The 13,707-nt window shown below is 67.1% G+C and carries 7 protein-coding genes; 6 read left to right on the forward strand and 1 reads right to left on the reverse strand.

What is annotated here, in order from left to right; all coding sequences use genetic code 11:
- Positions 1-49 precede the first annotated feature (49 nt).
- The 6 genes from ACSYG9_RS18030 to ACSYG9_RS18055 all read left to right on the forward strand — a co-directional run bounded on the left by ACSYG9_RS18030 (position 50) and on the right by ACSYG9_RS18055 (position 12,782).
- Positions 50-502, forward strand: a complete 453-nt coding sequence (locus ACSYG9_RS18030) for a MarR family transcriptional regulator (RefSeq protein WP_440123824.1) — start codon at positions 50-52, stop codon at positions 500-502.
- 369 nt (positions 503-871) lie between these two features.
- A complete protein-coding gene (locus ACSYG9_RS18035) occupies positions 872-7,792 on the forward strand; it encodes an amino acid adenylation domain-containing protein (protein ID WP_454839382.1) in 6,921 nt (2,306 codons plus the stop codon).
- Complete coding sequence (locus ACSYG9_RS18040) at positions 7,789-8,430, forward strand: DUF6875 domain-containing protein (protein WP_440123826.1); 642 nt, start codon at positions 7,789-7,791, stop codon at positions 8,428-8,430. Before ACSYG9_RS18035 ends, ACSYG9_RS18040 begins: the two co-directional genes overlap by 4 nt.
- 19 nt (positions 8,431-8,449) lie before the next feature.
- Positions 8,450-9,403, forward strand: a complete 954-nt coding sequence (locus tag ACSYG9_RS18045) for a LysR substrate-binding domain-containing protein (protein WP_440123827.1) — start codon at positions 8,450-8,452, stop codon at positions 9,401-9,403.
- Positions 9,404-9,542: 139 nt separating this feature from the next.
- Positions 9,543-10,880, forward strand: a complete 1,338-nt coding sequence (locus ACSYG9_RS18050; RefSeq protein ID WP_440123828.1) for an MFS transporter — start codon at positions 9,543-9,545, stop codon at positions 10,878-10,880.
- A gap of 3 nt (positions 10,881-10,883) precedes the next feature.
- Positions 10,884-12,782: an FAD-dependent oxidoreductase gene (locus tag ACSYG9_RS18055; protein WP_454839385.1), complete on the forward strand. Its 1,899-nt coding sequence runs from the start codon at positions 10,884-10,886 to the stop codon at positions 12,780-12,782.
- A 77-nt stretch (positions 12,783-12,859) separates the two neighbouring features.
- Here the strand turns inward: ACSYG9_RS18055 and ACSYG9_RS18060 are convergent, their stop codons facing one another.
- Positions 12,860-13,693: a (2Fe-2S)-binding protein gene (locus ACSYG9_RS18060; protein WP_454839387.1), complete on the reverse strand. Its 834-nt coding sequence runs from the start codon at positions 13,691-13,693 to the stop codon at positions 12,860-12,862.
- Positions 13,694-13,707: the final 14 nt, after the last annotated feature.

Raw genomic sequence — 13,707 nt, forward strand, 5'->3', positions numbered from 1 at the left:
GACAATAACCTGATCCATCGAAGTATGCGCAGATAGAGGAGAAGCATTCGTGACGAATGAGGCCGGCAACAACTCGCTATCCGAGGTGCTCGACGACCGCCTCGGAACCCACATTCGGCGAATCGCACGGCTGATCATCGACGCGAAGGCTTCTGCGCTGCGTCCGCTCGATCTCACCGTGCCGCAGTACGCGACCCTCCTGTCGATCAGGCACCTCGAGCCAACCTCTGCGGCGCAGCTCGCACGAACTGGGATGGGCACCCCGCAGGCAACCGGCACGATGTTGTCCACTCTCGAGAGTAAGGGCCTCATCAGCCGTCGACCGTCCCCGATGCATCAGAAGCTTGTAGAGGTACGGCTGACCACGCTGGGAGCGAAGGCCATCGAGGAGGCCGATGACCTCGCTGCGGGTATCGAGGCCAAGCTGCGCGCCGGCATCGGCGAAGATCTGTTCGAGGGTGTCCTCAGAATTGAACGGATCGCGAAGGATCTACTGCAATAGCTCCTCGCTGTAGGCCCCCCGGCGCACGTGCCAACGGAAAGGATATTGCGCCGATGCAACACGTCACCGAAGCAAGTGCCAACTCCCCGCTGGGATGGCGAGTTCCGAACGCTGCGGTGCCTTCGCCCACAATCACGCTGGTGCAGAGAGCTCATCGCTGACTATCGCAGCGCATTGCAGGTCGACCCGACGTGGGGAGGATCGACGCCCACACCCTGACTCGTTACCAGCGGCACGGTATAGGTGGCGAAGGCCGACACCTAGGGTGCGTATCTGCGAGGTCGTGCACGCGGGACAGTAGTGGAGCCGATATCTCGGCCGTCCGGAACGAATGGACGCCGCCTTCGCCGCTACCCTGGGTGTGATTTCATGGCTATCGCCACTGCTGTTGTCCACGAACCATTTCCGCTCTCGCCCGCGCAGCGCGGGCTGTGGTTCGCCCAACAGCTCGCGCCCCATGTACCGATTTGCATCGCACAGTACGTCGACATCCGTGGACCGCTCGACGTCGACGTGTTCCGCCGCGTCTCGCTCGTCGCCGCGCACGAGTTCCAATCGGTGTTCCTCCGCGTCATCGAGATCGGCGGCGAACCCCATCAGGTGGTCGCGCCGCCTCCCGATGCCGAATCGGACGTGCACGATTTTCGTGCGGCACCCGACCCGGCAGCGGCCGCACGCAAGTGGATGGATCAGAACCACACTGCCGGAATCGATCTGAACGAAGGCCCGCTCGCCGAAGCCGCTCTGCTTCAGGTCGCGGACGACCGGTACTTCTGGTACACGCGCATCCACCACATCGCGCTCGACGGGCATGGTGCCGCGACGATGGTCGATCGGGTCGCCGAGTTGTACACCGCTGCGGTCGAAAACCGCGAAGCCCCGATGAATCGCGCCGCAGACCTGCGCACCCTGCAACAGATCGACGATGAGTACCACGCCTCCCGCCGGCACCAGCAGGACCGTAACCACTGGGCGGAGCGCCTCCACATGCGGTCGGCCGCAGTCACGCTCACCGACAAGGTTGCAGCGCCCTCGGTACGCAGCAGGGTCGTCCGTGCAGCGCTCACCGAGGACACGGCCGACCGGCTGGGGGCGTCCGGAGCCGACGCTGCCGCGCGGATCGTCGCGGCATTTGCGTGCCACCTCGCGCGCACCACCGGGCGAAAGGAAGTACTGGTCGACATCCCCGTGTCCGCGCGCACCACCGCGGTGCTGCGACAGTCCGGAGGCATGCTCGCCAACGTCGTCCCCGTGCTTGCGTCGGTTCGCACGGATGACACCGTGGGCACTCTCGTCGGCCGGATCCGGCTCGAACTCACCGGCGCGCTGCGGCACCAGCGAGGAAACGTCGAGGACATCCTTCGAGAGCTGGGCGCGGACGCCGCTGCCCGCAGGATCTCGTCGCCCGTCGTCAATGTGATGCTCTTCGACCGGGAATGGCGATTCGGGCCCTGCACGGCCGACTTCCACATCCTCACCGCGGGGCCGGTGCCGGACATCATGGTCAATATCTACCGCTCCGGCCATCCGCCGCAGACGATCGTCGAGGTCCGCGCCAACCCCGGCCGCTACACCGACGACGAAGCGGAAGCGCACCATGCGCGGCTCGTCGATCTCATCGGTGCGTTCGTGTCCGCGTCGTCGGATGCGCCGCTGACCGGCATCGGGGCGATCGACGTGCCCGGTGCTGTCCGCGGCGCAGCGGGGGAGCCCGGCATGACGATGCCCGAGGTCCTCTCGGCCGCCGTCGCCGCGAATCCGCAGGGTGTCGCGGTGCAGTGCGAGGACCGCACCGTCACCTACGCCGAACTCGACGCTGCCTCGGACCGGATCGCCCACGCCCTTCGCGTTTCGGGGGCCGGGCCGGAGACAGTCGTGGCCGTCGCGATCGCTCGGTCGATCGAATCGGTGGTGGCGGTGTGGTCGGTGGTCAAGAGCGGCGCAGCGTTCGTGCCTGTCGACCCCTCGTACCCCACCGAACGGATCGAACACATGCTCACCGATTCGGCTGTGGCGGTGGGCCTGACGACACCGGAGTTCCGCGCGGCGCTGCCGGACGGGGTTCGATGGCTCGAACTCAGGGACGGCCTACCCACCACGGAACTCACTGCGTCCGCACCTGCGGCTGTGCACTCCGACGGAGCGGCGTACCTGATCTACACATCCGGCTCGACCGGGATTCCCAAGGGCGTCACCGTCACCCATCGCGGCATCGCCGACCTGGTCGCCGAGCAGCGCGACCGCTTCGGTGGGCGCCTCGACGCCCGTGTGCTGCACTGCGCCTCTCCGAGCTTCGATGCGTCCGTGTTCGAAATTCTTTGGGCGACCGGAAGTGCGGCGCGTCTGGTCGTGGTGCCGCCCACCGTGATGGGCGGCGACGAACTCGGAGAGATTCTGCATCGACACGATGTCACGCACGCCGTGCTCACGCCTACGGTGTTGTCGACGGTGCCGCGACTCCCGAGGTCCCTGCACACGCTGGCCGTGGCGGGCGAAGCCTGCCCGGACGAACTCGTCGAACGCCTGGCCCCCGGCCGCACTCTGATCAACGGCTACGGGCCCACGGAATCGACCGTCATGTCGAACGCTGCGACACTCGTTGCCGATGCGCCCGTGACGATCGGCGGGCCGGTCCGCGGATTCACCGAAACCGTCCTCGACGACCACTTGCGTCCCGTCCCCGTCGGTGTGGCCGGGGAACTGTACGTCTCCGGCCCGGCGCTCGCGCGCGGCTACCGCAACCGCGGGGCGCTCACCGCGACACGGTTCGTTGCAGCGCCCCACGGCGTACGCATGTACCGGACCGGCGACGTGGTGCGCTGGAGGCGACTGCCCGACGACACCCTCGTGCTCGATTACGTGGGCCGCTCCGACTTCCAGATCAAGATCCGGGGGATCCGGGTCGAACTCGGTGAGATCGACGCAGCGCTGCTCCGGCATCCCGGCGTTGCCGCGGCCGTGACGGTCGGGCGCCCCGATCCTTCCGGTGTTGTCGTTCCGGTCTCGTACGTCATTCCGGGCTCGGGCGAACCCGACGCTCGTGAGCTCACCGCATACCTGCGCGGCTGCGTGCCGGCTCATCTGGTGCCCGCCGTGATCGCGCCGCTCGACGCGCTTCCGGTCACCCCCGTCGGGAAACTCGACCGCGACGCTCTCCCGGAGCCGGTGTTCGGTACCGGGACCACCGAGTTCGTCGCACCGGAGGGAAGCGCCGAACGCGCGGTCGCGGAGGTGTTCGCCGAGGTCCTCGGTCTGGTGCGGGTGGGTCGTCACGACCATTTCTTCGACCTCGGGGGTAATTCGCTGAGCGCGACCCGCGCGGTCGCCCGTGTCAATGCCGCGCTCGGTGTCCGGTTCGGGGTCCGCGACCTGTTCGACGCACCGGTTGTCGCAGAACTCGCAGCCCGCGCAGACACCGTTGTGCCTGACGCCGAGGCCCTCGCGGCCGTGCCCCGCCCCGAGCGAATCCCGCTCGCACCCGCTCAGCAGCGAATGTGGATCGTCAACCAGGTCGACACCGCGTCGCCCGTGTACAACGTTCCCATCGCGTTGCGCGTGATCGGTGAGCTCGATCTCGATGCGCTGAACGCGGCTTTCGCGGACGTCGTCGCGCGACACGAACCGCTGCGCACCCGCTACCCGGTGTCGGATTCCGGGCCCTACCAGGAAGTTCTCGACCACGCGGCGTTCGATTTCACACCCGTGCCCGTACCCGGTGAAGACGGCATGCTCGAGGCGCTTCGCGAACTCGCGTCCGAGGGGTTCGACGTGAGTCGCGATATTCCGGTGCGCACCGCGCTGCTGCAGGTCGGGGCGGTCGAGCACGTGGTGGTGCTGGTCGTGCACCACATCGCGGCCGACGGCGCATCGACACTGCCCCTCGCTCGCGACACGATGCTTGCCTACACTTCCCGGGCGCGCGGGCACGGCCCCGAGTGGGCCCCGCTGCCTACGCGCTACACCGACCACGCGCTGCGGCACCTCGAACGACTCGGCGACGCGACCGATCCGCAATCCTCGGTGTCGCGGCAACTCGACTTCTGGCGGGGGACATTCGAAGGCGTCCCCGAACTCCTCGACCTTCCCGTCGACAGGCCCCGCCCCGCGCGACGCACCCACCATGGCCGTACAGTGCCGTTCGAGATTCCCGCTGCACTGGCCTCGGGTGCTGCCGCCCTGGCCCGCGCGCACGACGCGACCGTGTTCATGGTGATGCACGCGGCATTCGCGGTCCTGCTCGAACGCCTCACCGGGGCGACAACATCGGCAGTCGGCACTCCCGTGGCGGGTCGGGGCGCGGCCGAACTCGATGTCATGGTCGGGATGTTCGTCAACACGGTCGTGCTCCGCTCCGACATCGATGCGTCTGCGTCGTTCCACGAACTCCTCGACCGCACCCGCGCCCGAGACCTCGATGCCTTCGACCACGCGGACGTGCCGTTCGACCAGGTCGTGAAGGCCGTCGATCCCGCACGATCGACCTCGCACACCCCGCTGTTCCAGGCACTACTCGAGTTCCGAAATATCTCACCCACACGCGTCGAACTGCCCGGCCTCCTGATCGACACCGTCGACGCGGCTCCGCCGGTTGCCAAATGCGATCTCTACCTCGCAGTGGAGGAACCGCGGGATGGAGGTGCGATGACAGCCGAGTTCGGTTACGCCACCGACATTTTCGACGAGTCGACAGTGCAGCGATTCGCCGCGGCGTTTACGCGAGTCCTGGACGCGGTCGTCACCCGGCCCGGCCGGGAGATCGGCGCGATCGACATCCTGGACTCGGCCGAACGCGCGGAGCTCGTGCCGGTCTCGGGCGGGCCGATGGAGCCCGCGCTCACCCTCCCTCGGTTGCTGGAGCGTGGTGCGACGATCGGGGGCGACTCTGTCGGGGTGGTATGCGGCGACGACCACCTCACCTATCTCGACCTCGACTCGCGTTCGAATCGTCTGGCGCGCAGACTGATCGAACTCGGAGCCGGTCCCGAAACCGTAGTTGCCGTGGCGTTGACACGCTCGGTCGAGTCGGTGATGGCGCTGTGGGCGGTCGCGAAGACCGGTGCTGCCTACGTGGCGGTCGATCCGAAGTACCCGGCCGCGCGGATCGCGCACATGATCGAGGATTCCGACGTGGCCGTCGGAATCACCAGCGGGGGACTGCAGGCAGACCTGCCGCACCGGCGATGGCTGGTCCTCGACGACCCAGCCGAGGCCGCACACATCGCAACTCACCACGACCGCGCGGTGACCGACGCCGACCGCAGTTCACCGCTGCGCCCCGACCACGCGGCCTACATCGTGTACACGTCCGGATCGACCGGAACCCCCAAGGGAGTGGTGGTCACCCACAGCGGTCTGTCGAACTTCGTCGAGGAACAACGCACCAGGTTCGCGCTCGGGTCGCGGTCGCGGGTACTGCACTTCGCGTCACCGAGTTTCGATGCGGCGATCCTCGAGCAGTTGTGGGCCTTCGGGTCGGGTGGCCGTCTCGTGGTGGCGCCGCCCACCGTCTACGGCGGTACCGAGCTCACCGATCTACTTACCCGAGAACGGGTCACGCACGTCGCTTTGACACCGTCGGTGCTCGCGACCGTCACCCCCACCGGACTCGAGGATCTGGGCACGGTCGTCGTCGGGGGAGAAGTGTGCCCGCCCGAACTCGTGGCCCAGTGGGCACCGGGCCGCGACATGATCAACACCTACGGTCCGGCCGAGAACACGATCCAGACCAACGCGGGCTCACCCCTCGTCGTGGATGGTCTCGTCGAACTGGGTGGCCCGATCCGCGGAATCACCGAACTCGTCCTCGACCATCGGCTTCGCCCCGTCCCCACCGGCGTGGTGGGGGAGCTGTACGTGAGCGGCCCCGCCGTGGCGCGCGGTTACCGCAACCGACGCGCAGGAACGGCGTCCCGGTTCGTTGCCGATCCCTCCGGTAAACCGGGGGAGCGGATGTACCGCACAGGCGACCTCGTGCGGTGGCGCCGTTCGGCCGACGGCGCACTCACCCTCGACTATGTCGGCCGCAGTGACCTGCAAGTCAAGGTCCGCGGATTCCGGATCGAACCCGGTGAGATCGAATCGGTGCTGAACGATGCCCCCGGGGTGGCCCGGGCAGTGGTCTCCGTTCGCCGCGACCGACTCGATGGATATGTCGTCGCAGTTCCCGGCGGGCGTCTCGTCGCCGATGACGTTCGCGTCTACGCCCAAGCGCGCCTCGCCCCTCACATGGTGCCCGCGACGCTCACCGTGCTCGACACGCTCCCCGTCACTCCCAACGGCAAACTGGACCGGGCGGCACTGCCGACTCCCGACTCGAACGCGGGTCGCCGCGCGTATCGGGCGCCCCGCGATGCCACGGAGAACATCGTGGTCACCGCTTTCTCAGCCGGCCTCGGCACCCCGCGAGTCGGGATCGACGACGACTATTTCGCCCTCGGCGGCACTTCGCTCGGTGCGACGGCCGTGGTGGCGTCACTGTCGGAGTCGTTCGGCCGCCCCGTGCCGGTGCAGTGGCTCTTCACGCATCCCACCGCGGGTTCCCTGGCACGGCGCGTCGCCGACTCGCAGACGGATGACGACTCGTTCGACGCAGTGCTGCCGTTGCGTGCGAGCGGGGCGGGCGAGCCGCTGTTCTGTGTCCATCCTGCTGTGGGCACCGCCTGGTGCTTCGCGGGACTCGCACGACGCATCGACGACCGGCCCGTGTACGGGCTGCAGTCGCCGCTGCTGACCGATCCGCAGTGCGTCACCGACACGCTCGAGGATCTCGCGGCCGTCCACGTCGAGAGCATCCGATCGGTGCAACCGTACGGTCCGTACCACCTGCTCGGCTACTCGGCAGGCGGACAGATCGCCCACGAGATCGCGGCGCAGCTCACGGCAGGCGGAGATCTCGTTGCGACGCTCACGATGCTCGACACCCACCTTCCGGACGAGGCGTCCCCCGCGCCCACCGCCGAGATCGTCGACTCCGAAGTCGAGGCAGTGGTTCCCGCCGGGACTGTGGACGCGGCCCGGCGCGAGGCCCTGCGTCGTGGGTTCACGCACACGGTGGCCCTCGCAACCGCGCACCGGCCGGCAGTCCGGCTCGTCACCGACGTCGTGTTCTTCGAATCCGCCGACGCCCTTGCCGTTCGGATGCCCGACCCCGTCGCGGTCTGGCAACCGCACATCGACGGGGTCATCGAGACACACCACCTCGACGTCACACACCGGGACATGACCGGTACGCGGGCGCTCGATCAGATCACCCCGGTCCTGGTGGACCACCTCAGGAAAGGCCAGCGATGACCGACCAGACCAGAGTTCTCCGTGGCCGCCGATCCGGCATCGAGCCGGTGAGCGTGTTCGACGACGTTCGGGACGACGAACATCCCCGTACCGGGGAGTTACGTCGCTGGGCAGTCGATTTTCTGTGCAGTCCGCACGACGATCTGGGGCGGAGCGGGCCGGTCTGCCCGTTTGCCGCGCCGTCGATCGGCCGGGGGCTGTTCTACGCGGTCTTCGTCCCGGGTGCCGTCGACGCGCAGCGCATGCGGGATGTCGCCGACGACCTCGCCGAGCTCTTTCCGCACTTCTCGCCTGTCTCCGGACCGGACGCCGCGCTCAGGTCGGTCGTTGCGGTATTTCCCGACGTCACCGACTACGAGGTGATCGAGCTCGTGCAGAACGAGCGAAAGTCGGATTTCGTGCTGGCAGGGTTGATGCTCGGCCAGTTCTACCCGGGTTGCACGGTCTCCGGGCTGCGGAACAGCGCGTTCCGGGCACTCGACGCCCCACTGCCGATGCTCGCCGTCCGGCACATGGTGGGCTCGGACTTTCCGTTCCTGGCCTCGCAGCGTGAATGGATCCTCGCGTATCTGAAGAAGTTCGCCGCGAGCGTGCCGTCGATGGTGCGATCCGATATCGCCGATCGGGTCGTGACGTAGTCGATCTAACGTGGGGCGTATGGCCCGTTCCGAGGATGTGCCCGCCTACACGATCCGCCAGCTGGCGGCGTTCGTTGCCGTCGCCGATTGGGGGACCATCACCGCAGCTGCGGACGCGCTCCGCATGTCGCATTCGGCGGTGTCCGCCGCCGTCAACGATCTCGAACGAGCACTCGACGTCAAGTTGCTCGTACGTCAGCGAGCGCGCGGAGTGCGTCTCACTCCGACCGGGCACGCAGTTCTCGAGCGAGCCAAGATGGTGTTGCATTTCGCCGCGGAACTCGAGAACGACGCCCATTCCGAGGCGGGTTCCGTAGCGGGACCGGTCGCGGTCGGCTGCTATCCGTCACTCGGGCCTACGCTGCTGCCGTCGTTGATCACCGGATTCACCGAGGCTCACCCGAGAGCGCGTGTCGACTTCCGGGAAGACACACAGAACCGGCTGCGGGCGCAGCTCGACTCGCGTGACCTCGACGTGGCCTTCATGTACGACCTCGACCTCGAGCCCGGGCTGGAGTCCGTCGTCCTCGACTCCAGGGAGCCGATGTTGCTGCTGCCCGCCGACCACCCGGCGGCGCTGTCGGGATCTCCGGTGCGGCTGACGGATCTCGCTCACGAACCGATGGTGATGCTCGACGCGCCGCCGAGTTCGGGGCACGCGGTGAGTGTGTGCGCTGAGGCAGGTTTCTCGCCGGTGGTCGCCTACCGGACTCAGAACTACGAGACGTGCCGCGCCTTCGTGGGCCGGGGACTGGGGTGGTCGCTGTTGCTTCAGCGTCCCTCCTTGGACGTGACCTACGAGGGCCTTCCGATCGCGGTGCGGCCGTTCGCGGAGCCCAAGCCGGCGAGCGTCGACGTCGTCCTCACGTGGCGAAAAGATGCGCTGCCCAGTCGTGTGGCGCAAACTTTTGTTCACTTCGTGGTCACTGCCCGTCAGGGAGGCAACCGCCATGAACTGGGAAAATCTCTCTAATGACGGTTTTTCGGGGATAGATCCCCGACTTTATCCGCTTTTCAAATGAATGTGACCGCCCTCATGATGGCTGTACCGCGTCCGAACGCTCGTTAATCGGATCCGTTCCAGTTCACCTCGCCGAAGGGCACCCGTACTCATGACCGTTCTTGACTCGACGCCTCAGACGTCGGCAAAAGCGGCGCGCAAAGCCGCGCTCGGCAGCTTCGTCGGCACCGCCATCGAGTGGTACGACTTCTTCATCTACGGCACCGCAGCGGCGCTCGTGCTCGGACATCAGTTCTTCCCGGGTTCCTCGGACGTCGCAGGCACACTCGCAGCCTTCGCGACGCTCGCCGTCGGCTTCATCGCGCGCCCGATCGGCGGCGTGGTGATGGGACACTTCGGCGACAAGATCGGTCGCAAGTCGATGCTCGTCACGTCGCTACTCCTCATGGGCTTCGCGACAGTCGCCATCGGCCTGCTGCCGAACTACGACGCCATCGGGGTTGCCGCCCCCATCCTTCTCGTGACCCTGCGGTTCATCCAGGGGCTCGGGGTGGGCGGCGAGTGGGGTGGCGCCGTCCTCGTCGCGACAGAGAACGCGCCCGCAGGCAAGCGTGGACTGTACGGTGCGGCACCTCAGCTGGGGGTGCCCGCGGGTGTGCTGATCGCGAACCTCGTCTACCTGCCGCTCACCATGTTCCTGAGCGAAGACGCCTTCAACTCGTGGGGCTGGCGCGTGCCGTTCCTCATGTCGGCCGTCCTCGTCATCGTCGCCATGTGGATCCGTCTCGGGCTCGAGGAGAGCGCAGAGTTCAAAGCGACCAAAGAAGCGCCCGCCGAAGTCGACGAGAAGATGCCGATCCTCGAGGTGCTCACCAAGCACTGGAAGACGGTGCTGCTGGCCGGTGGCACATTCATCGCCACGAACGGCATCGCGTACGCCTACATGGTCTATGTCCTCAAGTACGGAGAAACCGAACTCGGATACAGCAAGACCGCGATGCTGGCACTGCTCATCGCCTCGTGCCCGTTCTGGATGGCAGGCATGGCCTACAGCGCCTGGCGTTCCGACCTCGTCGGCCGCCGCACGATCTACATCAAGGCATCGGCCGCGCTCGTCGTCGCAGCAGCCCTGTTCTTCCCGCTGATGGACACCGCGATCCTGCCGGTGATGTTGCTGTCCATGATCGCACTGGGTTTCACCCTCGGCTGCTGCGCCGGACCCCAGTCAGCGCTGTTCGCGGAACTGTTCCCCGCCAAGATCCGCTACAGCGGTGCGTCCCTCGGCTACCAGGTCGGTGCCATCCTCGGCGGCGGTCTCGCCCCCATGATCGCAACCTCGCTGTTCGCAGCGACCGGTACCTCGATCTCCATCACCGGCTACTTCGTGCTGATCGCCCTGGTCAGCCTCATGAGCATCCTGCTCCTGCGTGTGCCTTCAGCAGGCACGAGCACCGAGCAGTCACAGTCCCCCTCGCAGGAAGGTGTCTGAACCGTGTCGACCTACTACCAGCCTCCCAAGTACCCCGCGTCGACGTTCGAGTCGATGACTCCGTCCGACGAGACGCTCCCCGTCGTCGTCGTGGGTGCCGGACCGGTCGGCATGGCCACCGCTCTGGGGCTCGCGCAGCGCGGCATCCCGGTCACCGTCATCGAGGCCGCCGACCAGGTGTCGTTCGGTAGCCGCGCGATCTGCATCTCCCGTCACAGCCTCGAAGCCGCTGCGCGTCTCGGCTTCGGTGCCGAACTCGACAAGATCGTGCTCCCGTGGGCCGGCGGCCGTAGCTTCTACCGCGACCAGCAGGTCCTGCACTTCCAGATGCCGCAGCGCGACTTCGACGTGCGTCCGCCCATGATCAACGTCTCCCAGTCGGAGTTCGAACAGATCATGGTCGACACCATCGAGCAGAATCCGCTCATCACCCTGTACTGGCAGGCATCGATTGCGGGCATTCTTCGCGGTGATGACGAAGTCACCCTCGAAGTCGACACCGCCGACGGCAAGCGCCACCTGCGCGCCCAGTACGTCGTCGCGGCCGACGGCGGTCGCAGCCGCATGCGTGAACTCGCAGGCCTGCGCCTGCAGGGCACCAGCTACGAAGGCCGCTACGTCATCGCCGACATCCACTGGGAGTCGGCTCTGCCCGCCGAGCGCATGGTGTGGTTCGACCCGCCGAGCAACCCGGGTTCGACGATCATCATGCACAAGCAACCCGGCGACATCTGGCGCATCGACTACCAGCTCGACCCGTCCGAGGACGCCGAGATCGAGACCCAGGAAGACGCCATCCGGGCTCGCATCGCCAAGCACCTCGACTGGCTGCAGAACGACCTGCCGTGGACCCTCGAGTGGAAGGGCTTCTACAGTGCCCGCGCGCTCGCCCTCGACGAGTTCGCCCACGACCGGATCCTGTTCGCCGGGGACGCAGCGCATCTCGTTCCGATCTTCGGTGTGCGTGGCCTGAACTCCGGCATGGAGGACGCCGAGACCCTCGCATGGCAGCTCGCGGCCGTGATCCACGGCAATGCCGACGCCGCTTTGCTTCAGGCGTACTCGTCCGAGCGCCACAACGCGTGGGAGCAGAATGTTGCCAACGCAGGCAAGTCCACCCTCATCATGAGCCCGGGCAGCCACGGATACCGCACCACGCGCGACGCAGTCCTCGCGCTTGCAGTCGGTCGCCCCGAGTTCGGTCACCTGATCAATCCGCGTCAGTCCAGTGCCACCCACGCGCGACTGTCGCCGCTGACGTGGTCGGTGGCTCCGGGGACCGAAGGTGTGCTGCCGGGTGATCCGGTCGAAGACCGCCGAGTGCGCATCGGCGGGGCCGACACCTCACTCAACGTCGCTCGCGGCACCGGTTTCGCGGTGCTCGGCTTCGGGCTCGACGAGGCGGGCAGCGCCGCGCTCGCCGCGGCCACGGCCGAGCTCGCAACAGCGCTGTCGCCCGAGAGCGTCCGCGCACTCGCAGTCGGCAGTGCCGAGGTGGACGGTGTGACCGTACTCGACGCCGCCGACCTCGCCGACGCGCTCGGCGCGAAGGCCGGCGACACTTTCGTGATCCGTCCCGACGGTCTTCTGCTGTGCCGCGTGCCTGTTGCAGGGCTGTCGGGTATCGCAGACGCGTTGCGCTCCGGTGCCGCTCCATCCGGCGACGCGTTGCCTGCCCGTCCGGCCGAGCAGGTCACCGAAGACGAGCAGCGTCGTGAGAACGTGTGGCTGGGGCTGTCGACTGCGCTCGACCAGGTCGACGAGAGCGATCGTGAAGGTTTCCTCACGCGTCTCGCCCTGATGCTCGGTTCGCAGGTCGACCACCGGCAGTTCGAGGAGGCCATTGCGGCTGCCTCGGACACCTCCCCGGTGCGGGTCGAGGAGCTTGTTCAGCAGGCCTGACGCCCGCTGCGATATGGCCGAACGTCACCTTCGTTCAGTTGGATTGGATGAAGGTGACGTTCGGCCGTTCCGGGCTCTTACCGGTCCGCTCGCCGAGCACGCTCGACGAGTCGTTCGAGCCGGACGTCGGGGTGCTGACGAGGACATGTCGAGCACTTCACTCCGTGCGGGCCGTTGTACAGCAGACAACACGACACCCTGTGCACGAAGGTGTGCGGTGAGGACGAGGCATCCGCCACGACGGTCTGAAACCGTGGGTCCGGCAATCGAGGCCCCGGGAGCTGATCCGAGATCCTCTGCACCATGGCGCGCGCGGCGTCCATCGCGTCGTTCGCACGTCCCGTGGCCGAGCCTGCCCACAGGAACCGGGTCGCGAGGGAGTCGACTGCAACAGCCCAGAGTCGCCGCTCGCCTTTACCGCAGCGGCTCGCCATGAATTCGATTCCGGCGCCCAATGACTCGATCAGGGCGGCTTCCGGAGAAGTGGTGAGGACGCGAGTCGACCGCGCGCCCACCAGTCGTCCGTACATCTTCCGATTCGGTGAGAACGTGTCGTCCGATGTCGAGATCCCGCCTACCGCGACGAAGTCGGCGTCGCGGCCGGTCAGGGCCCGGCGGTGCAGGACCACATCCTGCATCGCCGGACTCAGGGCCGTGCCGGTCACGAACAGACTCGCGATCGTCGGGAGAACCAGTGAATTGCTGATCGCACGCCACAGCACCGTCCCCACGATCAACGGATCGTCGACCTGCCAGCGGTCGGCACGCAACTGCATCTCGTCCCCGATCCATTCCGGGTCGAGGACCGCCGACGCAGGGATCTCCTGAGACCCGGCATCCAGCATCAGGGGAGAATGCGCGCTCGCCGGGAGTGCGCTGATCAGCTCGGCCAGTACCGAGTCCGCGTTCACGTGTGGACCTTTCA

The organism is Rhodococcus sp. SJ-2, assembly GCF_053750035.1.

Excerpts from the sequence above, each read along its gene's own strand:
- ACSYG9_RS18040 (WP_440123826.1), top strand. The coding sequence starts at position 7,789 with ATGACCGACCAGACCAGAGTTCTCCGTGGCCGCCGATCCGGCATCGAG.
- ACSYG9_RS18035 (WP_454839382.1), top strand. The coding sequence starts at position 872 with ATGGCTATCGCCACTGCTGTTGTCCACGAACCATTTCCGCTCTCGCCC.
- ACSYG9_RS18045 (WP_440123827.1), top strand. The coding sequence starts at position 8,450 with ATGGCCCGTTCCGAGGATGTGCCCGCCTACACGATCCGCCAGCTGGCG.
- ACSYG9_RS18050 (WP_440123828.1), top strand. The coding sequence starts at position 9,543 with ATGACCGTTCTTGACTCGACGCCTCAGACGTCGGCAAAAGCGGCGCGC.